Origin of the sequence: Bradyrhizobium sp. MOS001 (assembly GCF_004634465.1) — a bacterium.
Taxonomy (GTDB): domain Bacteria; phylum Pseudomonadota; class Alphaproteobacteria; order Rhizobiales; family Xanthobacteraceae; genus Bradyrhizobium; species Bradyrhizobium barranii.
Genome location: NZ_SPVJ01000031.1, coordinates 16,780 through 40,627 on the forward strand (window position 1 = coordinate 16,780; position 23,848 = coordinate 40,627).

At 65.7% G+C, this 23,848-nt stretch carries 21 protein-coding genes; 12 read left to right on the forward strand and 9 right to left on the reverse strand.

The annotated features are described in order from the left end of the window. The first annotated feature begins 10 nt into the window (after nt 1-10). Nucleotides 11-895, forward strand: a complete 885-nt coding sequence (locus CT676_RS29125; protein ID WP_085402549.1) for a 4-(cytidine 5'-diphospho)-2-C-methyl-D-erythritol kinase — start codon at nt 11-13, stop codon at nt 893-895. A 127-nt stretch (nt 896-1,022) separates the two neighbouring features. Here the strand turns inward: CT676_RS29125 and CT676_RS29130 are convergent, their stop codons facing one another. Beyond that, nucleotides 1,023-1,895, reverse strand: coding sequence for an alpha/beta hydrolase (locus CT676_RS29130; protein ID WP_085402550.1), 873 nt, complete (start codon nt 1,893-1,895; stop codon nt 1,023-1,025). 483 nt (nt 1,896-2,378) lie between these two features. Between CT676_RS29130 and CT676_RS29135 the strand changes: the two genes are divergently transcribed. Then, on the forward strand, nt 2,379-2,642 hold the full coding sequence (locus CT676_RS29135) for a hypothetical protein (protein WP_085402592.1): 264 nt from the start codon (nt 2,379-2,381) through the stop codon (nt 2,640-2,642). Nucleotides 2,643-2,706: 64 nt separating this feature from the next. Here the strand turns inward: CT676_RS29135 and CT676_RS29140 are convergent, their stop codons facing one another. From CT676_RS29140 to CT676_RS29155, 4 genes are all read right to left on the reverse strand, one after another. Continuing rightward, nucleotides 2,707-3,339 (reverse strand): LysE family translocator, encoded by a 633-nt coding sequence (locus tag CT676_RS29140; protein ID WP_135215917.1) that lies wholly within the window; start codon nt 3,337-3,339, stop codon nt 2,707-2,709. A 44-nt stretch (nt 3,340-3,383) separates the two neighbouring features. Then, on the reverse strand, nt 3,384-4,646 hold the full coding sequence (fabF, locus tag CT676_RS29145) for a beta-ketoacyl-ACP synthase II (protein WP_135215918.1): 1,263 nt from the start codon (nt 4,644-4,646) through the stop codon (nt 3,384-3,386). A 1-nt stretch (nt 4,647) separates the two neighbouring features. Beyond that, on the reverse strand, nt 4,648-5,163 hold the full coding sequence (locus CT676_RS29150) for a helix-turn-helix domain-containing protein (protein ID WP_085402554.1): 516 nt from the start codon (nt 5,161-5,163) through the stop codon (nt 4,648-4,650). Between the two features lie 444 nt (nt 5,164-5,607). After that, nucleotides 5,608-6,615, reverse strand: a complete 1,008-nt coding sequence (locus tag CT676_RS29155; protein ID WP_085402593.1) for a polyprenyl synthetase family protein — start codon at nt 6,613-6,615, stop codon at nt 5,608-5,610. Nucleotides 6,616-6,748: 133 nt separating this feature from the next. Between CT676_RS29155 and CT676_RS29160 the strand changes: the two genes are divergently transcribed. The 6 genes from CT676_RS29160 (at nt 6,749) to glyS (ending at nt 12,450) form a co-directional block, all read left to right on the forward strand. Next, nucleotides 6,749-6,976: a DUF2007 domain-containing protein gene (locus CT676_RS29160; protein WP_014497336.1), complete on the forward strand. Its 228-nt coding sequence runs from the start codon at nt 6,749-6,751 to the stop codon at nt 6,974-6,976. Continuing rightward, entirely contained in the window at nt 6,969-7,799 is an 831-nt protein-coding gene (locus tag CT676_RS29165) for a methyltransferase (RefSeq protein ID WP_135215919.1), read from the forward strand. The genes CT676_RS29160 and CT676_RS29165 overlap by 8 nt, the downstream gene beginning before the upstream one ends. A gap of 151 nt (nt 7,800-7,950) precedes the next feature. Further along, nucleotides 7,951-8,859, forward strand: a complete 909-nt coding sequence (locus tag CT676_RS29170; protein ID WP_085402555.1) for a S49 family peptidase — start codon at nt 7,951-7,953, stop codon at nt 8,857-8,859. A 104-nt stretch (nt 8,860-8,963) separates the two neighbouring features. Then, nucleotides 8,964-9,155 (forward strand): hypothetical protein, encoded by a 192-nt coding sequence (locus CT676_RS29175; protein ID WP_071916131.1) that lies wholly within the window; start codon nt 8,964-8,966, stop codon nt 9,153-9,155. A 248-nt stretch (nt 9,156-9,403) separates the two neighbouring features. Beyond that, nucleotides 9,404-10,351: a glycine--tRNA ligase subunit alpha gene (locus CT676_RS29180; protein ID WP_028153882.1), complete on the forward strand. Its 948-nt coding sequence runs from the start codon at nt 9,404-9,406 to the stop codon at nt 10,349-10,351. Continuing rightward, entirely contained in the window at nt 10,351-12,450 is a 2,100-nt protein-coding gene (glyS, locus tag CT676_RS29185; RefSeq protein WP_085402556.1) for a glycine--tRNA ligase subunit beta, read from the forward strand. The genes CT676_RS29180 and glyS overlap by 1 nt, the downstream gene beginning before the upstream one ends. 299 nt (nt 12,451-12,749) lie before the next feature. Here the strand turns inward: glyS and CT676_RS29190 are convergent, their stop codons facing one another. Continuing rightward, complete coding sequence (locus CT676_RS29190; RefSeq protein ID WP_038944551.1) at nt 12,750-13,103, reverse strand: DUF1236 domain-containing protein; 354 nt, start codon at nt 13,101-13,103, stop codon at nt 12,750-12,752. A 223-nt stretch (nt 13,104-13,326) separates the two neighbouring features. Here CT676_RS29190 and CT676_RS29195 point away from each other — a divergent pair, with 223 nt between their 5' ends. The 3 genes from CT676_RS29195 to CT676_RS29210 all read left to right on the forward strand — a co-directional run bounded on the left by CT676_RS29195 (nt 13,327) and on the right by CT676_RS29210 (nt 18,502). Next, the gene (locus CT676_RS29195) at nt 13,327-13,482 is read left to right on the forward strand and encodes a DUF3096 domain-containing protein (RefSeq protein ID WP_014497329.1); all 156 of its coding nucleotides are present in this window, start codon (nt 13,327-13,329) and stop codon (nt 13,480-13,482) included. 96 nt (nt 13,483-13,578) lie between these two features. After that, nucleotides 13,579-16,542 carry a pyruvate, phosphate dikinase gene (gene ppdK, locus CT676_RS29200; protein WP_085402557.1) on the forward strand — a complete coding sequence of 988 codons (2,964 nt, stop codon included), beginning with the start codon at nt 13,579-13,581 and terminating at the stop codon, nt 16,540-16,542. Nucleotides 16,543-17,047: 505 nt separating this feature from the next. Beyond that, nucleotides 17,048-18,502 carry a cell wall hydrolase gene (locus tag CT676_RS29210; RefSeq protein ID WP_085402559.1) on the forward strand — a complete coding sequence of 485 codons (1,455 nt, stop codon included), beginning with the start codon at nt 17,048-17,050 and terminating at the stop codon, nt 18,500-18,502. Between the two features lie 108 nt (nt 18,503-18,610). Here CT676_RS29210 and nadC read toward each other — a convergent pair whose 3' ends face one another. From nadC to nadA, 3 genes are read right to left on the reverse strand one after another with little or no spacing between them, the layout of a single operon-like run. Continuing rightward, nucleotides 18,611-19,489 (reverse strand): carboxylating nicotinate-nucleotide diphosphorylase, encoded by an 879-nt coding sequence (gene nadC / locus CT676_RS29215; RefSeq protein ID WP_085402560.1) that lies wholly within the window; start codon nt 19,487-19,489, stop codon nt 18,611-18,613. Nucleotides 19,490-19,500: 11 nt separating this feature from the next. Next, on the reverse strand, nt 19,501-21,108 hold the full coding sequence (locus CT676_RS29220) for an L-aspartate oxidase (protein WP_135215920.1): 1,608 nt from the start codon (nt 21,106-21,108) through the stop codon (nt 19,501-19,503). 9 nt (nt 21,109-21,117) lie between these two features. Beyond that, nucleotides 21,118-22,224: a quinolinate synthase NadA gene (gene nadA, locus CT676_RS29225; RefSeq protein WP_085402562.1), complete on the reverse strand. Its 1,107-nt coding sequence runs from the start codon at nt 22,222-22,224 to the stop codon at nt 21,118-21,120. 337 nt (nt 22,225-22,561) lie between these two features. On the opposite strand from nadA, the gene CT676_RS29230 reads away from it, so the two are divergent. Beyond that, the gene (locus CT676_RS29230) at nt 22,562-23,815 is read left to right on the forward strand and encodes an MFS transporter (protein ID WP_135215921.1); all 1,254 of its coding nucleotides are present in this window, start codon (nt 22,562-22,564) and stop codon (nt 23,813-23,815) included. Nucleotides 23,816-23,848 lie beyond the last annotated feature (33 nt).

A 23,848-nucleotide genomic window follows, 5' to 3' on the forward strand; every position in this document is an offset into this window, starting at 1 on the left:
CTGATCGCCAATGTCGGCGTTGATTGAAGAAGGGCGCGCGAAGGTCAATCTGAGCCTTCGCGTCGTCGGCCGTCGTGCCGACGGCTATCATGATCTCGAAAGCGTGGTCGCGTTTGCCGACTGCGCGGACCAGCTTACGCTGGAGCCGGGCGGCGAGCTGAAGCTCGTCACCACCGGGCCGCTGGCCGCGGCCTGCGGCGATACCGCGGACAATCTCGTGGTCAAGGCGGCCAGGCTCCTGGCCGAGGCCGTGCCGAACCTGAAGCTCGGGGCCTTCGCGCTCGACAAGGTGCTTCCCGTCGCGGCCGGCATCGGCGGCGGCTCGGCCGATGCCGCGGCGGCACTGCGGCTGCTCGCACGTCTCAACAATCTCTCGCTCGACGATCCGCGCCTGCAGAAGGTTGCGCTCGCCACCGGCGCCGACGTGCCGGTGTGCCTGTTCTCGCGCGCCTGCGACATGACCGGCGTCGGCGAGCAGCTCCTGCCGCTGGCGCTGCCGAGCATGCCCTGCGTGATGGTCAATCCGCGCGTGCCTGTTGCCACCAAGGACGTGTTCCAGGCGCTGGGCCTGCGCAACGGCGAACTCTTGGTCGGCGCAACGTCCGTTCTCGACGCTCCGGCGTGGCCCGAAGAGGGTGAGTCGATCGCCGATTGGGTCGACGTTCTCGAAACCGTGGCCAACGATCTCGAAGCCCCTGCGCTGCGCATCGAGCCTGTGATCGGCGAGGTGCTGGAAGCCTTGCGTGACTCCGCCGGCGTCAAGCTGGCCCGCATGTCCGGCTCCGGCGCGACTTGCTTTGCGATCTATGGCGCAGCGAGCGATGCGCATGCCGGCGCGGAAAAGATCCGGCGCACCCACCCCGGTTGGTGGGTGCATGCGGGGACGTTGAGCTAGGTTTTTCCGGGCTACGATTCTGCCGTAGGGTGGGCAATGCGAAGCGTGCCCACCAAACTTATTCTCGCAATCTGGCTGCGTGGTGGGCACGGCGCCTTGCGCCTTTGCCCACGCTACGGCAGTGGAGCTAGCCGCCGTCTTCGGCGAGCCCGAGAAACCGCCGGATCTCACTCAACACCTCTTGCGGCTTGTCATGCTGTAGCCAGTGCCCCGCGCCGGCGATGGTCTCGATGCGTGCCTGCGGGAAATAGCGCTCCAGGCCTGCGGCCCTGGCACCCGCGAGAAAACTTTCTCCGGCATTCAGCAGCAGCGTCGGACTTGTGATGCGCGACCACAGCGCGACGTGATCGTCCGGCCAGAGCCGGTGCGGCGCAGAGGCGCGCTGGTAGGGATCGAACTTCCAGCTATAGGTGCCGTCCTCATTCCGCCGCGAGCCGTGCGTTGCAAGATGCAGCGCGAGGTCGCGGGCGAGGCGCTTGTTGTGAAGCACCATCTGCGCGGCCGCGTCTTCGAGGGTCGCATAGCGGCGCGGCGTGCGGTCGTGCAGCCTGTCGAGCTGGCTGACCCATTTGCTGATGCGCTCATGCGTCGGCGCTTTGGGGGTGTCCGGCAACATGGTGACGCCGTCGAGGACGACGAGCTTCGTGACCAGCTCTGGGAACGACCCCGAAAAGATCAGGCTCACCATGCCGCCCATGGAATGACCAATGAGAGTCACTTGAGGCGCTGCGATGCTGCGAATGAGCTGGGCGAGGTCGTAGACATACTCGGTCAGCGCGTAGCTGCCGCCCTTGGTCCAGTCGGAATCGCCATGGCCGCGCAGATCGGGCGCGAGCACGTGAAAGTGCGGCTGAAGCGAGCGGGCGATGGCGTCCCAGCTCCGGCAATGATCGCGGCCGCCATGGACCAGGATGGCGACGGGCGCGCCGTGATTGCCCCAATCGGCATAGTGCAGCCGCAGGCCGTGGGACTCGTATGTGCGACTTTGCGGGGCAAGCATCGGGCGCCGATCCTTCGAAATGCCGGACGAGATAGCAGCACGACTGGAGTAGCCTGCTGCCGCCCATTCCACAAGCAAGCCGCAGGTCACGGGCGCTTCGGCGGCGAGCTCGTGCCGCCTAGGCGGCGCATGGCGCGTCGGCGCTGCCGGGTCTTGCGCATCTTCGCGTCGTGACAGCGACGCGCGGTGCGCGACAACGACCTTGTCAGGAGGCGATAACGCGACCAGGACATCATCCTCATCGAACTCTCCATCGCAACAACCATGGGTGAGCCGCGAGCGATGGGTCGTTCGAATTCCACGCGTTACATCTTGGTCATTACGGGTTGGAAAGTGTTTCGGGGCGATGGCGACAATGTTGCGCGCACGCCGTCATCGCGAGCCGATCGCTTCATCGAAATCGTTCATCGGTATTAAACCTGCGTAAGGCGCCGAACGCAGGACGCACTCATCGCCTCCAACGGATGTTAGGAGGTGAACATCATGAAACTTGTATCTGCGTTTGTCGGCCTTGCCGCACTTGGCGGGGTCACGCTGTCGAGCGGGGCTGCGTCAGCAGCACCGATCGAGGTGCCGACCGGCTATGTCTGCAATGAATGGGGCCATTGCTGGCAACGCCACTACCATGGAGGCTACTACCATCCGCACTACTGGGGTGGTTACGGCTGGCACCATCATTGGGGTGACGGCTGGCGCTGGCATCATTGGGCTCGCTGGCACCGCTGGCATCATTGGCACCACTGGTGAAATCTGAGAAAGGGGCTGCGGCCCCTTTCTTTTTTCGGTGGATGCCCGTCGGGAATGACGCGAGCTAGCCCTGCACCGGCCGCCGCGCCAGCGCGAGCGAGAGGCCAAGGCCGGCGATGAAGACGCCCGAGCCCTGCGTGAGACGCCGCATCAGATGTGGCCTGCCAATCAGCTGCGTGCGCGTTGCAGTTGCCATCAGCACGACGACGACATCGGCGAGCGTGTTCAGGATCACCGAGATCGCGCCGAGCACGATGAATTGCAGCGTGGGGCTCGATCCCGCGGGATCGAGGAACTGCGGAATGAAGGCGAGGAAGAATGCGGCGGTCTTCGGGTTCAGCGCCTCGACCAGCACGCCGTCGCGGAACGCGCGCCTGTCGCCGACGGGCTCGTTCTCCAGCGAGAGCGCGCGGCCGGCGCTGCGGAAGGTCTTGATGCCGAGCCAGACCAGATAGAGCGCGCCGATGAATTTCACGACGGCAAACAGCTCCGCACTGGCAAGGATGATCGCGGAGACGCCGAGGCTGCCCGCGACGACATGAACCAGCCCGCCCAGCGCGGTGCCCGCGGTTGACGCAAAGCCGCTGGCGCGTCCTTCGGACAAGGTCCGTGCCGCGACGTAGAAGATGCCGGGGCCGGGAACGGCGGCAATGAGACACGCTGCGGCCAGGAACAGCCAGAAATTCGTTTCGATCATCCCGGTTTGGTAACGAAGCGTGCCGCGATTACAAGGCCTCTCGTTCAGCCCATCCGGCGGAAGATCACGCTGGCATTCACCCCGCCGAAGCCAAATCCGTTGGAGATGGCGTTGAGCATCGGCATCGGCCGCGCGCTGCCTGCGACGATGTCGATGCCATCAGCGCCGGGATCTGCGTTTTCGAAATTGCGCGTCGGCGGCGCGACCTGGTCGCGCAAGGCGAGGACGGTGAAGATCGCCTCGAGTCCGCCGGCAGCGCCGAGCAGATGGCCGGTGGCCGATTTCGTCGCGCTCACCGCGATGTTCCGGTTGCGGCCGAACAGCGCGGCGATCGCGCCGAGCTCGCTTTCGTCGCCGGCCGGCGTCGACGTCGCATGCGCGTTCAAATGTTGCAAATCCGCGGGCGCAAGCTTCGCCTGGCGGAGCGCGATCTCCATGGCACGGCGGGCGCCGTCGCCATCGGGCGGGCCCGACGTCATGTGATAGGCGTCCGCCGTCGTGCCGTAGCCCACGATTTCCGCAATCGGGGAGGCGCCGCGCGCCAGTGCATGCTCCAGCTCCTCGATCACCAGGATGCCCGCGCCTTCGCCCATGACAAAGCCGTCGCGGTCGCGATCGAACGGGCGCGAGGCGCGCGCGGGCTCGTCGTTGAATCCGCTCGACAGTGCGCGGGCCGCGGCAAAGCCGCCGATGCTGACGATATCGATGCAGGCCTCCGCGCCGCCGCAGATCGCGACATCGGCTTCGCCTGCACGGATCATGCGCGCGGCATCGCCGATCGCCTGGACGCCGGCGGCACAGGCCGTGACCGGTGTGCCCAGCGCGCCCTTGTAGCCGTATTTGATCGAGACGTGGCCGGCGGCGAGATTGGCGAGAAACGAGGGGATGGTGAAGGGCGAGAGCCGGCGCGCGCCGCGCTGCTCGGTGATGCGCACCGCCTCCGCCATTGCCGGGAAGCCGCCGACGCCGGAAGCGATGATCGTCGCGGTTCTCTCCAATGTCGCCGCGTCCTGCGGCGTCCATCTGGCCTGCGCGACCGCTTCTGCGGTGGCGAGCAGGGCGAACAGGATGAAGCGGTCCATCTTGCGCTGGTCTTTTGGCGCGGCAGCTTGCGCGGGGTCGAAGCCGCCTTCGGCATCGTCGGCCTTGTCGGGCACGAGACCGGCAATGCGCGCGGGCAGTGCCTGCGACCATTCCGGCAGAGGGCGCAGCCCACTCTGGCCGGCGAGCAGCCGGCGCCAGGACAGTTCAACACCGCAGCCGAGCGGCGACACCGCTCCCATTCCCGTCACGACGATACGACGCATGTCAGTCTCCAGCCGGCGCAACGGCCGGGTTCATGGCTTTGAGCGAGCCGAGCCGCTTGCGCATCCCGCGGCTGGCGCGGGGACCCGGGACGACGACCGCATTGGCGAGGGTGATCGGACGCATGTCGGCGGCATCGACCACGATCGGATCGAACGGGCGAGCGTCGCTCCGATTCGCCAGCATGATGGATTCGCCCTTGGGCGCGAGATGCCTGTTGCCCCAGGCCAGCAGTGCCACGACCACAGGGAAGAAATCCCGCGCCTTCTCCGTCAGCACATATTCGTACCGCGGCGGCCGTTCGTGATAGCGGCGGCGGATGAACATGCCGCTCTCGGTGAGATGGGCAAGGCGCCGCGACAGGATGTTCGGCGCGATGCCGAGGCTTTGCGAAAATTCGTCGAACTTCGTCGCGCCCTGGAAGGCATCCCGCAAGATCAGGATGCTCCACCATTCGCCGACCGTCTCCACGGCGCGGCCGACCGGGCATTCCAGGATGGAGGGGGATTTCGGCTGCATGGCGGGAGCGTAGGAGAGTGGCTTGCAAAATGCAAGTCACTGGGCAGGCGGCGGCAGGTAGAGTGAGCGGTGAGGATGCGGAGGCGGGGCTGGCGGTGAGGTGCGCAGCGGGCGAGCGGTGAGTATGTGAAAGCAGGCTGGTGGTGGGATTTAAGGTAGCCGCCGGATAGCCGCTATCGTGCCCCGGACGCAGCGCAGCGCCTCTTGGCGGTGCGCTGCAGAGCCGGGGCCCATGTTGCGGAGAGCCTTGCGTGTCGCTTCCCGGCTCCGCGCAGCAGCGTTTCCCGCTGCAGCGCGTCCGGGACAAGAGAGGGAATGCGCCGTTGCCTAGCTCTCCGTCGTTGCGAGCGCAGCGAAGTAATCCAGACTGTTCCCGCGGAGGGATTCTGGATTGCTTCGCTGCGCTCGCAATGACGACGTGGAAAGAGCGTCAGCCTTTGTCGCCTAGTGCGACCGGGCCAGACAGAACGCGACCACCTGCTCCAGCGCGCTCTTCATCGGTGAGGACGGGAACAGCGCCAGCGCGTCGACGGCCATGGCGCCGTAGTGCTGAGCGCGGCTGAGCGTGTCCTCGAGCGCGCGATGCTTGTTCATCAGGCCCAGGGCGTGGTCGAGGTCGGTGTCGCCGATCTCGCCGCGCTCCAGCGCGCGGATCCAGAAGGCGCGCTCGGTGTCGTTGCCGCGGCGGAAGGCGAGCACGACCGGCAGCGTGATCTTGCCCTCGCGGAAATCGTCGCCGGTGTTCTTGCCGAGCTTGGCGCTCTTGCCGCCATAGTCGAGCACGTCGTCGACGAGCTGGAAGGCGATGCCGAGATTCATGCCGACCGAGCGGCACGCGGTCTGCTCCGCCTTCGGGCGGTTGGCGATCACGGGGCCGACCTCGCAGGCGGCCGCAAACAGCTCGGCGGTCTTGCCGCGGATCACGGCGAGATATTCGTCCTCGGTGGTCGCGGTGTTCTTGGCGGCGGCAAGCTGCATCACCTCGCCCTCGGCGATGGTGGCGGCGGCCGCGGAGAGGATGTCGAGCGCGCGGAGCGAGCCGACCTCGACCATCATGCGGAACGCCTGGCCGAGCAGGAAGTCGCCGACCAGCACGCTCGCCTCATTGCCCCAGAGCATGCGCGCCGACAGCTTGCCGCGGCGCATCTCGCTCTCGTCGACCACGTCGTCGTGAAGGAGCGTCGCGGTATGCATGAACTCGACGCTTGCAGCGAGCTTGATGTGACCGTCGCCGGCGTAGCCGGCGAGGTTGGCCATGGCGAGCGTCAGCATGGGCCGCAGGCGCTTGCCGCCGGAGGAGATGAGGTGGTTGGCGACCTCCGGGATCATGGTGACATCCGACCCGGTCCGCGACAGGATCGTGGCGTTGACGCGCTCCATGTCACCAGCGACAAGGGCAACCAGCTGTTCGATCGACGCGCCGGGAGTTTCGAAAGGTACGATGACGGCCACGCCGGTCTCCAATATTTGCCCCGGAGGGGCTATTCTGATGCAAATACAATAGAAACTGGCAGCGGATGCGGCAAGTGCCGCGGAACCATTGACATTTGCCGCTTTAGCCCCTTTCAGGCAGGAGACCTGCGTTTTGCGTGAACTGGTTCGGACCAACGACATGGTGCTGGTGTCGGCGATCGGCGCGCTGCTCGACGGCGCCAACATCCATCATCTGGTGCTGGACCAGAACATGAGCATTATCGAGGGCTCGCTGGGTATCCTGCCGCGGCGGATCCTGGTCCATGAGGATGACGCCCAGGAGGCCAGGGAGCTCCTCACCGAGGCCGGCCTCAGTCATGAACTGCGCGGCGATGATTGACGTCGTCACAGACTTCACCGAGGACGCCTTTCTCGGCGGGCAATTGCGCTTGAAGCAGAAGCGGTCCGGCCACCGCGCCGGGCATGACGCCATCCTGCTCGCGGCGGCGACGGAAGCGCAGGCGGGCGACCGTGTCGTCGATCTGGGCGCCGGCATCGGCACCGCCGGGCTGGCGCTTGGCCGGCGCGTCGCGGGAATCAGCCTCAGCCAGGTCGAGATCGATCCGGAACTGGCGGAACTCGCGCGCGCCAATGCGGCGGCGAATGCGATCGCCGCGGAGACGATCGTGCTCGACGTTACGGCCGACGCACAGGCGTTTGCGGCTAATGGCCTCGCGCCCGACAGCGTCGACGTGGTGCTGATGAACCCACCCTTCAACGATCCCGCACGCCATCGCGGTTCGTCCGATCAGACGCGCCGCACCGCGCATGTTGCGAGCGAGGAGACGCTGAATGCATGGGTGCATGCGGCGCGGCGCATCCTCCGATCGGGTGGCGCGCTGACCTTGATCTGGCGCGCCGATGGAATCGAGGAGGTTTTGGCAGCGCTGTCACGTGGTTTTGGAAGCCTGTCGATCCTGCCGGTTCACGGCGAGGCAGGACGGCCCGCGATCCGCGTGCTGGTGCGCGCAATCAAAGGCGGCCGGGCTCCGACGCGGCTGCTGCCGGGCCTCATGCTCAACGACGAGTCAGGCGTGCCTAAAAATCAGGTGAGGGAGATTCTGGAAGGGAGGGCGTTCTTGCCGCTGGCGGAGCCGCGACGGCCTACTGCGGAAGCGATTCCGACTGCTGCTCTTGCGGGGTCGTCAGACGGATCGCCATGAACAGCGCACCGACCAGCAGCAACAGCAGATAGATTTTCATGGTGTTCTCCGCTGCCTCATTGCAGCTTCCTAACGGGGAATCTGCAAAACACGTTCCGGGCACTTCCAATGACAGTCGCGTGATAAGAAATGGTTAAGCAGAGGTAACGGCATGGCCGAACAATTGAACGATCGTGAGGGTTCCGGCCTGGCCGACAAGCTCATGCAATATCTGCCGGCGCGCTTCCGTCCCGGCACGGCGGTGGTGCCGGTGGTGCGGCTGTCCGGTGTGATCGGTGCGGTGACGCCGCTGCGCCCGGGCATGACGCTTGCGGGCGTCGCGCGGGTGCTGGAGCGGGCGTTTTCGTACCGGAACGCCAAGGCGGTGGCGCTGGTGATCAATTCGCCCGGCGGCTCGCCGGTGCAGTCGCGCCAGATCTATCTGCGCATCAAGCAGCTCGCGGCGGAGAAGAAGCTGCCCGTGCTGGTGTTCGTCGAGGACGTCGCGGCGTCCGGCGGCTACATGATCGCCTGCGCCGGCGACGAGATCATCTGCGATCCGTCTTCCATCCTGGGCTCGATCGGCGTGGTCGGCGGCAGTTTTGGTTTCCAGGAGGCGATCAGGCGGCTCGGCATCGAGCGGCGGCTCTACACGGCCGGCGCGCACAAGGCGATGCTCGATCCGTTCCTCCCGGAAAACCCCGACGACGTGGCGAAGCTGAAGGCGCTCCAGCGCGAGATCCACCAGATCTTCATCGCGCTGGTGAAGGAGAGCCGCGGCGCGCGGCTGAAAGGCGCCGACGACACCCTGTTCACCGGCGAATACTGGGCCGGCGAGAGTTCGATCGCGCTGGGGCTCGCTGACGGCATCGGCGATCTCCGCTCAACTCTTCGTGCCCGCTATGGCGAGAAGGTTCTCACCCCTGTGATTGCGCCGCCGACCGGTCTGCTCTCGGGCCTTTTGGGGCGGAAATCGCCCGGTGCGGGCCAGCTTTCGGCCATGGAATCAATGGCCGGCCTGCCGGACGAGTTGATCTCGGCGGTCGAGACGCGGGCGATTTGGGCGAAATTCGGGTTCTAGGCGACACCCTCCCGCGCCATTTGGTCCGGGCCGAGCCAATTGCGGCGCGGCCCGGTCTGCGCAAGAATGTCTGTGGGGGCTGAGCACTAGACAAGGATCGACCGATGCCGCCGTTTGTCGCTTTCGCGGGCGTCCTGGGCGGGCTTGCCGTGGTCCGCTGGGCCTACAAGACCGCTGTCCGGATCAACCATGAGCTGGAGGAGATGCGCCTGTCGCGCGTCGCTGAAGCCGCCCATGCCGGGGATATTCAGAAGCTGAAACGTGACCCCGTGACCGGAGCGTATCGGCCCGGCTAGGTAGCGCCACTCGCGTCATGCCCGGGCTTGTCCCGGGCATCCACGTTCTTCGTACCGCGACCAAGGTCGTGGATGGCCGGGACATAGGCGAGCGGAAGTGACGCCGTCCTTCGGACGGCTATGCCCGGCCATGACCGGCCATGACGGAGCACAGGGCCGCTTTCCAGGCCCCCTTTGCCTTGATTCCCATCCCCGCCGTCGATACGGTCCCGCGCGATTCAACCCCCCCGCGAGAGCCTGATCTGACGATGGACGCCTCATTGCCCGCCCATATGCGCCCGGAACGCTCGTTCCAGGGCTTTATCCTCGCGCTCCAGCGGTTCTGGGCCGAGCAGGGCTGCGTGATCCTGCAGCCCTACGACATGGAAATGGGCGCGGGCACCTTCCATCCGGCGACCACGCTGCGCGCGCTCGGGCCGAAGCCCTGGAACGCCGCCTATGTGCAGCCCTCGCGCCGGCCCAAGGACGGCCGCTACGGCGAGAATCCGAACCGGATGCAGCACTACTACCAGTTCCAGGTGATCATGAAGCCGTCGCCGCCGAATCTTCAGGAGCTGTACCTGAAGTCGCTCGCCGCGATCGGCATCGATTCCGCCGTGCACGACATCCGCTTCGTCGAGGACGATTGGGAGAGCCCGACGCTGGGTGCCTGGGGCTTAGGGTGGGAATGCTGGTGCGACGGCATGGAAGTCAGCCAGTTCACCTATTTCCAGCAGGTCGCGGGATTTGAGTGCGCGCCTGTTGCCGGCGAGCTCACCTATGGGCTCGAGCGCCTCGCGATGTATGTACAGGGCGTTGATCGCGTCTACGACCTCAACTTCAACGGCCGCGAGGGCGACGCCAAGGTGACCTATGGCGACGTGTTCCTGCAGGCCGAGCGTGAATATTCGAAGCACAATTTCGAAGTCGCCGACACCGCGATGCTGTTCGAGCAGTTCAAGATGGCGGAAGCCGCCTGCCGGAAGTACCTCGACGCCGGCTGGCAAAAAAACTCAGAGTCCGGCAAGCGCGAGGCGCACCTGATGGCGCTGCCGGCCTATGACCAGTGCATCAAGGCGAGCCATGTCTTCAACCTGCTCGACGCGCGCGGCGTGATCTCCGTGACCGAGCGGCAGAGCTACATTCTTCGCGTGCGCGAGCTGGCAAAGGCCTGCGGCGAGGCCTGGATCCATACTGAAGCGGGCGGAGCGGCCTGATGCCCGATCTTTTGCTTGAACTGTTCTCGGAAGAAATCCCCGCGCGCATGCAGGCCAAGGCGGCCGACGATCTGCGCCGCATGGTCACCGACAAGCTGGTCGCCGAGGGCCTCGTCTACGAGGGTGCGAAAGCGTTCGCGACGCCGCGCCGCCTTGCACTGACCGTGCATGGCATCCCCGCGCGTCAGCCTGACCTGAAGACCGAACGCCGCGGTCCGAAAATGGGCGCGCCCGATGCGGCCGTGCAGGGTTTTCTGAAGGCGACGGGTCTAAACTCGCTCGACGAAGCCAAGATCCAGCGCGACCCGAAGGGCGACTTCTACATCGCGCTGATCGAAAAGCCCGGCCGCGACGCGATCGACGTGCTCGCCGAGATTCTGCCGGTCATCATCCGCACCTTCCCCTGGCCGAAATCGATGCGCTGGGGCGCGCGCTCCGGAAAACCGGGATCGCTGAGCTGGGTGCGTCCGCTGCACGCGATCACCGCGACGTTCGGGCCCGAAACGGAAGATCCCGATGTCGTCAAATTCTCGATCGACGGCATCGAGACAGGCCAGACCACCTACGGTCATCGCTTCATGGCGCCGGCGGCGATCAACGTACGCCGCTTCGAGGACTACGAAGCGAAGCTGAAGGCCGCCAAAGTCATCCTCGATCCGCAGGCGCGCAAGGACATCATCTTCGCTGACGCCAAGGAGCTGACGTTCGCGCAAGGGTTTGAGCTGGTCGAGGATCAGGTGCTGCTCGACGAGGTTTCGGGCCTCGTCGAATGGCCCGTCGTCATGATGGGATCGTTCGAGCCGGAATATCTCGCGATCCCGGAAGAGGTGATCCGCGCCACCATCCGCAACAACCAGAAGTGCTTCGTCGTCAGGGATTCCAAGACGGGCAAGCTGACCAACAAGTTCGTCCTCACCGCCAATATCGAGGCGGCCGACGGCGGCAAGACTATCGTATCAGGCAACGAGCGCGTGATCCGTCCGCGCCTGTCGGATGCGAAGTTCTTCTATGAGACGGACCTGAAGACGAAGCTCGAGGATCGGCTGCCGAAGTTCGAGCAGATCGTGTTCCACGAGAAGCTCGGGACTCAGGCTGCGCGCATCAAACGCATCGAACGTCTCGCCGCCGAGATCGCGCCTTTGGTCGGTGCCGATGTCGCGAAGGCCACGCGTGCCGCGCATCTCGCCAAGGCCGATTTGCTGACCGAAGTCGTCGGTGAATTCCCGGAAGTGCAGGGCTTGATGGGCAAGTACTACGCGCTGGCCCAGGGCGAGGATGCCTCTGTCGCCGCCGCGTGCGAGGAGCACTACAAGCCGCAGGGCCCCGCGGATCGCGTACCCACCGATCCGGTCAGCGTTGCGGTCGCACTTGCAGACAAGATCGACACGCTCGTCGGCTTCTGGGCGATCGACGAGAAGCCGACCGGCAGCAAGGACCCGTATGCGCTGCGGCGCGCGGCGCTGGGCGTGATCAGGCTGATCGCTGAGAACAACCTGCGTCTGTCGCTCATGAAGGTGGCAGCATCTGCACTCGCGGGCCTGTCGGTGAAGTCGGCCGATACGGAGAAGCTTCCAAGCGATCTCCTCGCCTTCTTCGCCGATCGCCTGAAGGTCCAGCTGCGCGAGCAGGGCGCACGGCACGATCTCGTCGACGCCGTGTTCGCCCTCGGCGGCCAGGACGATCTCCTGATGATCGTCCGCCGCGTCGAGGCGCTCGGCAAGTTCCTCGAGAGCGATGACGGCAAGAACTTGCTCGCTGGTATCAAGCGCGCCAGCAACATCCTCGGCATCGAGGAGAAGAAGGACAAGCGCGCGTTCGACGGTGCGCCGGATGCTGCGCTCTATGGCCTCGATGAGGAGAAGGCGCTGGCGAAGGCGATCGGCGAGGTGCAGGCGGAAGCAAGCGCTGCCGTCGCCAGGGAAGACTTTGCCGCCGCGATGAGCGCGATGGCAAAGCTGCGTCCGCCGGTCGATGCGTTCTTCGAGAAGGTTCGCGTCAACGACGACGATCCGAAGGTGCGTGAAAACAGGCTGAAGCTGCTCAACGAGATCCGCAGCGCCACGCGTGCGGTCGCGGATTTCTCGAAGATCCAGGATTGAGGCGGGGCCACAACAACGGTGTCATTCCGGGGCGTGCGAAGCACGAGCCCGGAATCCATTGAGCCGCGCGTGACGTAGAGAAATGGATTCCGGGCTCGCGCGAAGTGGCGCGCCCCGGAATGACGACCACACAAAAAAGCCCCGCCCGGCGGGGGGAGAACCGGGCGGGGCCTGATGTCCGTACTTCGCGATGCGCGCCAGCCTGATTGAAGTGACACGCCGGACATCGAGTTGATCGGAAGCGTTTTCAAGCGAAGTGGATACCGGTTCGCGTGAAGAAAACGCGTTCAGACGAGAATCTAATCCATCACCTCGACGACGCGCCGCGAGCGCGGCTCGACCAGCACGGTTGCGCCGTTTACGACGGTGTAGCGGTAGGTGGTGGCGCCGAAACGTTGCGGCACGTCATAATAAGTGACGCCGCTTTCAGGTAAGGTGGCGCCGACCACCACGCGATCCGGGACACGGAAGGCCGGCACACGTTGCTCGACGACATATTCGCGGAATGCCGGCCTCTGTTCGACCGCAATCGTCGGGCCGCTGTCGACGACAACAGGCGCGCGGCCAACGGTGAGACCGGATTGCGCAGACGCTGCGATCGGCGAGCCGAGCGCGGCGCCAAGCGCAGCGAGGGCGAGAATCCTGTTCCGCATGGGCAACTCCTTCGAACTGATTTCAGCCGGCGCTACTGGCGCGACCGGTTGCCAATGCATGTCCCCTTCGCAATGTTCCGGGAAAAGCCCTGCCGCATCAGCGGCAATTTCGGGCAGTTTTCGCGAAGCCGGGAACCTGTTCGCGCCTTGTGCGTCTCTACCCGCGGAACCCGGTCCGGTATGATCCAGCCGCGATTCGCCTCACGTCACGGAAAGACAATTCATGCACATCACCGTCGCCCACATCTCGCCGCTTCTGTCGCTGCTTGCGGGCGTGCTCATCCTGATCATGCCGCGCCTTCTCAACCTGATCGTCGCGATCTTTCTCATCATAAATGGTGCGATCGGGCTCGGATTGTTGAAGTGGCTCCATCTCTAGGCCTTCATTTTCCGGAACTCTTCGACTTGCGCGGGCCTGCCCAAAGTGGTGTAAGGCGCGCGATTTCCCTTTCCTCTCGCAGGTTGTGTGCAAGCTATGGCCAAAGCCGCCTCGAAGCCCAATAAAACTCCAGCGAAAACGCCAGCGAAATCAAAGTCCTCCGCCGCGGCGAAAGCCGCGCCGGCGGCTCGCAAGGCGCTCGCCAAGAGCACCTTGAAGAGCGCCCCGAAGCCGGTCGCCAAGGCGGCTGTAAAGTCGGCTGCAAAGCCCGCTCCGAAGCCCGCGGCGAAGGCTGCGACCAAGTCGGCTGCGCCGAAGGTTGCCGTGAAGCCCGCCCCCAAAAAGGCCGCGCCCGCCAAGGCGGCGCCAGCCGCGGCCAAGGCCGGCAAATGGGTGTTCACGTTCGGCGACGGCAAAGCCGAGGGCCGGACGGAGATGCGCGACCTGCTTGGCGGCAAGGGCGCCAACCTCGCCGAGATGGCCAATCTCGGCCTTCCCGTGCCTCCCGGCTTCACCCTCCCGACCTCGGTCTGCACCTACTTCTACGCACACGACAAGTCCTATCCGAAGGAATTGCAGTCGCAGGTTGAGAAGGCGCTCGACCATGTCGGCAAGTTGACCGGCAAGGTGTTCGGCGACGTCAAGAACCCGCTGCTCGTCTCCGTGCGCTCCGGCGCGCGTGCCTCGATGCCGGGCATGATGGACACCGTGCTCAATCTCGGCCTCAACGACGAGACCGTGGAAGCGCTGTCGGAACTGTCGGGCGACCGTCGCTTCGCCTATGACAGCTATCGCCGCTTCATCACGATGTATTCGGACGTGGTGCTCGGCTTCGAGCATCATCACTTCGAGGAAATCCTCGACACCTTCAAAGACAGCCAGGGCTATTCGCTCGATACGGACCTCAGCGCCGAGGACTGGGTCGGGCTGGTCGGCAAGTACAAGGACGCGGTCGCGCGCGAGACCGGCAAGGATTTCCCGCAGGACCCGCACGACCAGCTCTGGGGCGCGATCGGCGCGGTGTTCTCATCCTGGATGAACGCGCGTGCGGTGACCTATCGCAGGCTGCACGACATTCCGGAATCCTGGGGCACCGCGGTCAACGTGCAGGCCATGGTGTTCGGCAATATGGGCGAGACGTCGGCGACCGGCGTTGCCTTCACCCGCAACCCCTCGACCGGCGAGAGCAAGCTCTACGGCGAATTCCTGATCAACGCGCAAGGCGAGGACGTGGTGGCGGGCATCCGCACGCCGCAGGACATCACCGAGGAAGCGCGCAAGGAATCCGGTTCCGACAAGGCGTCGATGGAAGCGGCGATGCCGGAAGCCTTCAAGGAGCTGACGCGGATCTACACGCTGCTCGAGAAGCACTACCGCGACATGCAGGACATGGAGTTCACGGTCGAGCAGGGCAAGCTGTGGATGCTCCAGACCCGCGGCGGCAAGCGCACCGCCAAGGCGGCGCTGCGCATCGCGGTCGAGCTCGCCAATGAAGGGCTGATCTCGAAGAAGGAAGCGGTGACGCGGATCGATCCCGCCTCGCTCGACCAGCTGCTGCATCCGACCATCGATCCCGACGCCAAGCGCGACGTGATCGCGACCGGCCTGCCGGCCTCGCCCGGTGCTGCCTCCGGCGAGATCGTGTTCTCCTCGGACGAGGCGGCCAAGCTCCAGGCCGACGGGCGCAAGGTGATCCTGGTCCGCATCGAGACCAGCCCGGAAGACATCCACGGCATGCACGCCGCCGAAGGCATCCTGACCACCCGCGGCGGCATGACCTCGCACGCGGCGGTGGTCGCGCGCGGCATGGGCAAGCCCTGCGTCTCCGGCTGCGGCACCATCCGCGTCGATTACGGCCGCGGCACCATGAGCATCGGCTCCCGCACCTTCAAGACCGGCGACGTCATCACCATCGACGGCTCGCTCGGCCAGGTGCTCGCCGGCCGCATGCCGATGATCGAGCCGGAGCTGTCCGGCGAGTTCGGCACGCTGATGAAATGGGCCGACCAGGTCCGCAAGATCGGCGTGCGCGTCAACGGCGACACGCCGGAGGATGCGCGCACCGCGATCAAGTTCGGCGCGGAAGGCATCGGCCTGTGCCGCACCGAGCACATGTTCTTCGAGGAGACGCGCATCCGCACGGTGCGCGAGATGATCCTCTCCGAGGACGAGCAGTCGCGCCGCGCCGCGCTGGCCAAGCTGCTGCCGATGCAGCGCGCCGACTTCGTCGAGCTGTTCGAGATCATGAAGGGCCTGCCCGTCACGATCCGACTTCTGGATCCTCCCCTCCATGAATTCCTGCCGCACACCCATGCCGAGGTCGAGGAAGTGGCGCGCGCCATGAACACCGACCCGCGGCGCCTGGCCGACCGTGCGCGCGAGCTCTCGGAGTTCAATCCGATGCTCGGCTTCCGCGGCTGCCGCATCGCAATCGCCTATCCTGAAATCGCCGAGATGCAGGCGCGTGCGATCTTCGAAGCCGCAGTCGAGGCCGAGAAGCGCACCGGCAAGGCCGTCGGCCTCGAGGTGATGGTGCCGCTGATCGCCACCAAGGCCGAGCTCGACCTCGTCAAGGCGCGCATCGATGCCACCGCGAAAGCCGTGATGCGCGACACCAACACCAAGATCGCCTACCAGGTCGGCACCATGATCGAGCTGCCGCGCGCCTGCCTGCTCGCGGCCGAGATCGCCGAGAGCGCGGAGTTCTTCTCGTTCGGCACCAACGACCTCACGCAGACCACCTACGGCATCAGCCGCGACGATGCCGCGAGCTTCCTCGGGACCTACGTGTCCAAGGGCATCCTCCCGGTCGATCCCTTCGTCGCGCTCGACCAGGAAGGCGTCGGCGAGCTCGTCAAGATCGGCGTCGCGCGCGGCCGCAAGACGCGCCCGAAGCTCAAGGTCGGCATCTGCGGCGAGCACGGCGGCGATCCCGCCTCCGTCGCCTTCTGCCACGATATCGGCCTCGACTACGTCTCCTGCTCACCCTACCGCGTGCCGATCGCCCGTCTCGCCGCGGCGCAGGCGGCGCTCGGCAAGGCGATCGCGAGCCAGGCGTAAGCCGATTTGAAATGTTGAATGCGAAGAGGCGGGGCTAGGCCCCGCCTCTTTCATTTGAGGCGACACTCCACCCACACTTCATTTGCGAGCGCCCACACTCACTGTCATCGCCCGGCTTGACCGGGCGATCCAGTACGCCGAGGCCGTTGTGGTTGAGCGGACAGGCCGCGGCGTACTGGATGCCCCGGTCAAGCCGGGGCATGACACCGATGAAGCGGACACACTGCGCAAAAACAACGGAACTCGTCACGCGTCCCGTAATGATACGCGCGCGCAAGAGTTCCTTCACCATTCGCGTTGACCGAATGTTTACCGCTTTACGAGAGGCGGCGTTTACCAACGTGCATCATTGCCCGTGAAAACACCTGCAATCGCTTGAGTGTGCCGCACGCGCAACGCCGATTAACGCCCCGGCAACCTAAATTGGATATTGACGATAAAGATCGAATTGTACGGACGTACTGCGGTTCGATTTTTCTGGCGTAAGCGTAGCGTGAGCGTGTCGATGTCAGTGTTGCGTAACCATCCGAAGGGCGCGCGGTTCGCGTCCTTCGGAATCGGTCTCTGCATCTTCGCATTGATGCCGAGAGAGACCGGCTATCAGGATATCGCGTCGTTGCTGGCGCGTCAGCCCGGCGTCGCCGAGCGCTGGCAGAAGCAGGTGTTTTCCGCCGCGTCCTCGATCCAGCTCGCCACCTACAGCTTTTCCCGTCCGATCGGCACGTCGCTTCCGCAGAGCGCGATGGTTCGCCTCGCGAGCCTCGATGGTCGCGACGTCACCGGCGCGATCGGCCGCAATCCTGCGCTTCAGACGCCGCCGCGCTACCAGGCCGCCGATTTTCCCAAGGTCGATCGCTCCATGAAGGGGGATCGCCTCGCAAGCGTCACACCCACGCAGGCTCCCGAGACGACCGCACCATCGGCCGCGCCGGCACAGCAAGATCCCGCGACATCGAACAGCTCGGTGTTCGGCGCCAAGACCGCCGCGTTGCCGCAAATCATGTCGCCGGAGTCCGCGGCGGCGCTCGATCCCGAGCTTCAGGAAGCGCTGCGTGCGCCGCCGCTGCCGCAATATGCCAATCCGCCACAAGCCAGCGACGCAGCGCGCGCGTTCGCGGTCCAGCCGCTCGAGGCGCTGAAGCGGGCGACCCTTCCGGACGCAGCGCCGCGCGATCCCTTCCGCGTCAAGACCTCGAACCTGTTTTTCGGGAGCTCCTCGCTCGGCGGCAATCTCGAGAGCATCGAGAGCTGGCAGCCCGGCGCCGAGCCGCTGATCGTGATGCCCGATCCTGATATGAAGGTGACGGCCGCGCTGTCGCCGCCGTCGGCCGAGATCGCCAGGGACATCGAAAGCGGCGAGAGCGTCGCGCCGAAGGGCGAGGTCAACGCCGACAACCAGCGCGCCAGATCGCCGGCGGAGCGGCTCGCGCTCGACGACAAGTCGCGCGCAAAGGCCGAGAAGTGTCTCGCCGAAGCCGTCTATTTCGAATCGCGCGGCGAGGCCGTGCGTGGCCAGATGGCGGTTGCGCAAGTCGTGATGAACCGCGTCTTCTCCGGCAAATATCCGGACACCGTGTGCGGCGCGGTCTATCAGAACAAGCACCGCCATTTGGCGTGTCAGTTCACATTCGCCTGCGACAACAATGCCGATGTGATCCGCGAGCCCGAGATGTGGGAGCGCGCGAAAAAGATTTCGAAGGCGATGCTCGACGGCCAGATCTGGCTGCCCGAAGTGGGCAAGTCCACGCACTACCACGCCTACTGGGTGCGTCCGTCCTGGGTCGCCGAGATGAAGAAGATGTACAAGACCGGCGTCCACACCTTCTATCGCCCGCGCGCCTGGGGCGACGGCAGCGAAGAACCGAGCTGGGGCACCCCGGCCCAGACCGCCGCGCTCTCCGCCGAGCTCGCCCAGGAAGCCAAGAGCTCCGCCGAGATGGGTGTGAGCGAGCGAAGGTAATCATTCACGGAAGTTCGTCATGCCCGGGCTTGTCCCGGGCATCCACGTTCTTTGTGTTGCGAGGCGAGGCGTGGACGGCCGGGACAAGCCCGGCCATGACGGTGTGGCTCACGCCTCGATATCCAGCGCGCAGTCGAAGTTCGGCGCTGAATGCGTCAGCGCGCCGGATGAGGCGTAGTCGACGCCGGTCGCCGCGATGGCCGCGATCGAGTCCAGCGTGACGCCGCCGGATGCCTCCAGCTGGAGGCATCCCTCGTTGAGCCTGACGGCCTCGCGCAGCGTCGCGAGGTCCATGTTGTCGAGCAGCACGGCATCGGCGAGCCCGGTGCCGAGCACCTCGCGGAGTTGCGCGAGCGTATCGACCTCGATCTCGATCTTGACGAGATGACCGGCATGGGCACGAGCGCGCTCCAGAACCGGGCGGATGCCGCCGGCGACCGCGATGTGGTTGTCCTTGATCAGGATCGCATCGTCGAGCCCGAAGCGGTGGTTGAAGCCGCCGCCGCAGCGCACGGCGTATTTCTCCAGCGCCCGCAATCCCGGCGTGGTTTTTCGCGTGCAGCAGATGCGCATTTTGGTGCCTTCGGTGCGCGCGACATAGTCCGCCGTGAGCGTCGCGACGCCCGAGAGGCGGCCGACGAAATTCAGCGCGGTCCGCTCCGCCGTGAGGATGGCGCGCGCCGGGCCCGTGATCGTCAGCACGTGCTGGCCGCGGGCAATCCGTGCGGCGTCGCGGACATGTGCGCGCACCTCGATGTCGGGTGAGAGCTTTTGCAGCGTCGCCAGCGCCAGCGGCAAGCCGGCGATCACGCCAGACTGGCGGGCGACCAGGATCGCCTGCGCCTTGGTCGTCTCCGGGATCGTTGCAAGCGAGGTGATGTCGCCGGCGCGGCCGAGATCCTCGTCGAGTGCGCGATGCACGGCCTCGTCGATCGCAAGCGGCGACAGGAAGGCGTCGGGATAGAGCAGTGACGTCGGGGTGATCATGGGGGACTCCATCAGGCGGTCATCGGTCGGGCGGTGCGTGGCAGCGGACGCTCGCTCAGGCTCTCCGCGATCTCACGTGCCTCCGTGAGCGTCGTCGTCGTTCTCTGTGCCAGCGCCGGGACATCGGCCGGATGGTCGGAGCGGAAATGCGCGCCGCGGCTCTCGCGCCGGCTCCAGGCGGAAGCTGCGACGAGCAGGGCTGACGCCGCCATGTTGCGGAGTGCGATGCTTGCGGGCCCGCGTTCGACTGCGGCGAAGCTGCGCACGGCCTCCGCAAGCCCGTCACTGTTGCGGATCACGCCGACATGCGCGCTCATCATCGTTCGCAACCGCTTCACGGTGGCAGCGTCCGGCGTGCCGCCACGCGATGTCACCAACGCATCGGGAAGGCGGGCAGGCGAGGGGATCGCGCGGCCGGCGATGTCGTCGGCGATGCGGGCGGCGTAGACCACGGCCTCCAGCAGCGAATTCGAGGCGAGCCGGTTGGCGCCGTGCGCGCCGGTGGACGACACTTCGCCGCCGGCCCAGAGCCCGTCGATCGAGCTGCGGCCGCGCTCGTCCACTGCGATGCCGCCCATGTGGTAATGCGCCGCCGGCGCGATCGGGATGGCCTGCGTGGCGGGATCGATGCCGGCCGCGATGCAGCTTGCATGCACGGTCGGGAATTTGTCGGCGAAGCGCGCACCGAGCGCCTGCCGGGCATCGAGAAAGGCACCGCGCCCGGCCGCGATTTCGGCGAATACGCCGCGGGCCACGATGTCGCGCGGAGCGAGCTCTGCGAGCGGATGGAGCGCCGTCATGAAACGCTCGCCATCGCCGTTGATCAGCGTTGCCCCTTCGCCGCGCAGCGCTTCGGTTGCGAGCGGCGCCGGATCGCGGCCGACCATGATGGCGGTCGGGTGGAACTGCACGAATTCAGGGTCGGCGATGACTGCGCCGGCGCGCGCGGCGATCGCAAGGCCGGAGCCGCTGGCCTCAGGCGGGTTGGTGGTGACGGCATAGAGATGGCCGAGGCCGCCGGTCGCCAGCACCACCGCGCGAGAGGCCAGCAGGAGCGGACGTGCAGCGGGATTGCCGGCCTCGCGCAATTTAAGGCCGGTGACGGCGCCGTCCTCGGTCAACAGCGCTTCGGCGACGAGCCCTTCGATCAGTCGGATCGACGGCGTGCGGCGTACGGCCTCGCTCAGTGCCGCGATGATCGCGGCTCCGGCCCCGTCGCCGCGCACATGCACGATGCGCCGCGCCGAATGCGCGGCCTCGCGGCCGACAGCGAGCTTGCCTTCGAGGTCGCGGTCGAACGGCACGCCATAGGCGAGTAGGTCATGAATGCGTGGCGCCGCCTCGCGCGCGATGCCGAGTGCGACCGCTTCATCGACAAGACCGCCGCCGACGGCGATGGTGTCAGCGGCGTGCGCCTCCGGGCTATCGCCTTCGGCCACGGCCGCAGCGATGCCGCCCTGCGCCCATGCGGACGACGCCCCTTGTCCGAGCGGGGCGGCCGAGATCAGCGTTACCGGCCGCGGCGCGAGCTTCAGTGCACAAAAGAGTCCGGCGAGGCCACCGCCGACGATGACGACGTCATCGGTGCTGCGGGTGAGATTGTGGATGTTGTCTTGCATGTTCTGCGCTCAATTCTTCAGATTGATCATCCGCTCGACCGAACGCCGCGCGCGTTTCGCGAGCGCGGGATCGATCGTGACCTGCTCGCCAAGCGTGAGCAGGCTGTCCAGAATGTTGGCGAGCGTGATACGCTTCATGTGCGGGCAGAGATTGCAGGGGCGGAGCATCTCCACGTCAGGCAGCTCGGCGCGGACATTGTCGGCCATCGAGCATTCCGTGATCATGACTAGCCGCCGTGGCCGCCGCTCGCGCACCCAGTTGATCATGTGCGCGGTCGAGCCGGTGAAATCGGCTTCCGCCAGCACGTCAGGCGGACATTCGGGATGCGCGATGATCTGCACGGACGGGTCGGCGTCGCGATAGGCGCGCAGCTCCTCGCCCGTAAAGCGCTCGTGCACCTCGCAGGCGCCCTTCCAGGCGATGATCTTCACGTCGGTCTTCGAGGCGACATACGTTGCAAGGTAGCGATCGGGCAGGAAGATCACGGTCGGTGCGTTCAGGCTCTCGACCACTTGCACCGCGTTCGACGAGGTGCAGCAGATGTCGACCTCGGCCTTCACCTCTGCGGAGGTGTTGACATAGGCGACGACAGGCACGCCGGGAAATTTTTCGCGGAGCAGGCGAACGTCCGCGCCCGTGATGCTGTCCGCGAGCGAGCAGCCGGCGCGGCTATCTGGGATCAGCACCGTCTTGTCCGGGTTGAGCAGCTTTGACGTCTCCGCCATGAAGTGCACGCCGCATTGCACGATGATGTCGGCCTTCACCTTGGTCGCTTCGACCGCGAGCTGCAGCGAGTCGCCGCCGATGTCGGCGACGCAATGAAAGATCTCCGGCGCCTGATAGTTGTGCGCGAGGATGACCGCGCCCCGGGCCTGCTTCAGCTCGTTGATCGCCTTGATCGTCGGCGCCATCAGCGGCCACTCGATCGGGGGGATCACGTGCTTCACGCGCTCATAGAGCGGTGCAGTGGCCCGCTCGACGTCCGCAGTCCATTCCAGTGAGGGCTTCGGCAGCGCGGGGCCGGTTCGCGCTGCTATGGCGCGCGGAGGGGCGGGGACTTGGCCCTGCGGCCGGTTGGCAAAGTCGTCGGGGCCGTAAATTCCAGTGATGGGCATCGAAGCCTCCCGTGAATGCTAATTATGCTCCATGTGAGTATATATAGGGTCTGAGAAATCCGGCCGAGAGGGCCGGTGGGTTTCGCTAGAGCTCACATATACTCAATCTGAGTAAATCAGAGATAACACGCGCCTGAGCAGGCCGCTAGCCCCAGCCGCACACATTCCCGTCAAATCGCGCCCGGCGCGTCGGGGAGGGCCGCGATGAAACGCAATGCTCCGGCGGCAGCCCTTCGTGGAACGCAATCATTTTTGACTTGGGATCTTCATGCATTTGCATTAAACGCCTGACTCGCGGTTGCCTATTCCGGATCCGCCAGCGACTGATGAGGAACCCATGTCCACTCAAGCGGGCGAACTCGGTCCGGTCTCGCGTTCCTCCACCTGGCGCACCCCGGCGATCATCATTCTCTGCGGTTGTGCCATTGGCATGCTCGGCTTCGGCCCGCGCTCGGCGCTCGGGTTCTTCGTGCAGCCGATGAGCCACGAATTCGCCTGGGGTCGCGACGTGTTCGGCCTCGCGATCGCTTTCCAGAATTTGCTGTGGGGATTGGGCCAGCCCCTTGCCGGCGCGGTCGCCGATCGCTTCGGCCTGTTCCGGGTGATGTGTGTCGGCGCGCTGCTTTACGCCGGCGGCCTGCTGCTGATGCGCTATTCCTCGACGCCGCTGTCGCTGAATCTCGGCGCGGGCGTGATGGTTGGCTTTGGTCTCGCCGGCTGCTCGTTCAACCTGGTGCTGTCGGCCTTCACCAAGCTGTTGCCGGCCGAGAAGCGCGGCCTCGCGCTCGGTGCCGGCACCGCGGCGGGCTCGTTCGGGCAGTTCCTGTTCGCGCCCATTGGCGTCGCGCTGATCGACAATTTCGGCTGGCAGCAGGCGCTCACCGTGTTCGGCTTCCTGATGCTGCTGATCATCCCGCTGTCGCTGGCGCTCTCGACGCCGCCGGTGGCAACCACGGCCAACACGGCGCCGGCGGATGAGCAGACCTTTACGAAAGCGCTCGCCGAAGCCTTCGGCCATCGCTCCTATGTGTTGCTGGTGCTCGGCTTCTTCACCTGCGGCTTCCAGCTCGCCTTCATCACCGTGCATCTGCCGGCGTTCCTGGTCGATCGCGGCATCTCGACGCAAACCGGCGGCTGGGTGATCGCGGCGATCGGCCTGTTCAACATCATGGGATCGCTGAGCGTCGGCTATCTCCAGAACTCGCTGCCGAAGCGCTACATCCTCTCCGCGATTTATTTCACGCGCGCGCTTGCGACGCTCGCCTTCATCTCGTTCCCGATCACGCCGTTCTCGGCGATCGCATTCGGTGCGGTCTCCGGTCTGACCTGGCTGTCGACGGTGCCGCCGACCTCGGCGCTGGTGGCGCTGATGTTCGGCACGCGCTGGCTCGCCACGCTCTATGGCTTCGCCTTCGTCAGCCATCAGGTCGGCGGCTTCCTCGGCGTCTGGCTCGGCGGCATCGTGTTCGAAAAGTTCGGTTCCTATACGCCGATCTGGTGGCTCTCGATCCTGTTCGGCGTGCTGTCCGCGCTGATCAATCTTCCGATCGTCGAGAAACCGGTTCAGCGAGCGGTTGCGCAGCCTGCCTGATCGGCTAAACATCCCCTGAAACAAGTCCAGGGA

Bases quoted from the DNA above. Each gene is read 5' to 3' on its own strand.
- glyS (WP_085402556.1), top strand. From the start codon at position 10,351: ATGCCCGATCTTTTGCTTGAACTGTTCTCGGAAGAAATCCCCGCGCGC.
- nadA (WP_085402562.1), bottom strand. From the start codon at position 22,224: ATGCCCATCACTGGAATTTACGGCCCCGACGACTTTGCCAACCGGCCG.
- CT676_RS29195 (WP_014497329.1), top strand. From the start codon at position 13,327: ATGCACATCACCGTCGCCCACATCTCGCCGCTTCTGTCGCTGCTTGCG.
- CT676_RS29125 (WP_085402549.1), top strand. From the start codon at position 11: ATGTCGGCGTTGATTGAAGAAGGGCGCGCGAAGGTCAATCTGAGCCTT.
- CT676_RS29220 (WP_135215920.1), bottom strand. From the start codon at position 21,108: ATGCAAGACAACATCCACAATCTCACCCGCAGCACCGATGACGTCGTC.
- CT676_RS29190 (WP_038944551.1), bottom strand. From the start codon at position 13,103: ATGCGGAACAGGATTCTCGCCCTCGCTGCGCTTGGCGCCGCGCTCGGC.
- CT676_RS29170 (WP_085402555.1), top strand. From the start codon at position 7,951: ATGGCCGAACAATTGAACGATCGTGAGGGTTCCGGCCTGGCCGACAAG.
- CT676_RS29135 (WP_085402592.1), top strand. From the start codon at position 2,379: ATGAAACTTGTATCTGCGTTTGTCGGCCTTGCCGCACTTGGCGGGGTC.
- ppdK (WP_085402557.1), top strand. From the start codon at position 13,579: ATGGCCAAAGCCGCCTCGAAGCCCAATAAAACTCCAGCGAAAACGCCA.
- CT676_RS29150 (WP_085402554.1), bottom strand. From the start codon at position 5,163: ATGCAGCCGAAATCCCCCTCCATCCTGGAATGCCCGGTCGGCCGCGCC.
- fabF (WP_135215918.1), bottom strand. From the start codon at position 4,646: ATGCGTCGTATCGTCGTGACGGGAATGGGAGCGGTGTCGCCGCTCGGC.
- CT676_RS29130 (WP_085402550.1), bottom strand. From the start codon at position 1,895: ATGCTTGCCCCGCAAAGTCGCACATACGAGTCCCACGGCCTGCGGCTG.
- CT676_RS29165 (WP_135215919.1), top strand. From the start codon at position 6,969: ATGATTGACGTCGTCACAGACTTCACCGAGGACGCCTTTCTCGGCGGG.
- CT676_RS29140 (WP_135215917.1), bottom strand. From the start codon at position 3,339: ATGATCGAAACGAATTTCTGGCTGTTCCTGGCCGCAGCGTGTCTCATT.
- CT676_RS29230 (WP_135215921.1), top strand. From the start codon at position 22,562: ATGTCCACTCAAGCGGGCGAACTCGGTCCGGTCTCGCGTTCCTCCACC.
- CT676_RS29175 (WP_071916131.1), top strand. From the start codon at position 8,964: ATGCCGCCGTTTGTCGCTTTCGCGGGCGTCCTGGGCGGGCTTGCCGTG.
- nadC (WP_085402560.1), bottom strand. From the start codon at position 19,489: ATGATCACCCCGACGTCACTGCTCTATCCCGACGCCTTCCTGTCGCCG.
- CT676_RS29210 (WP_085402559.1), top strand. From the start codon at position 17,048: ATGTCAGTGTTGCGTAACCATCCGAAGGGCGCGCGGTTCGCGTCCTTC.
- CT676_RS29180 (WP_028153882.1), top strand. From the start codon at position 9,404: ATGGACGCCTCATTGCCCGCCCATATGCGCCCGGAACGCTCGTTCCAG.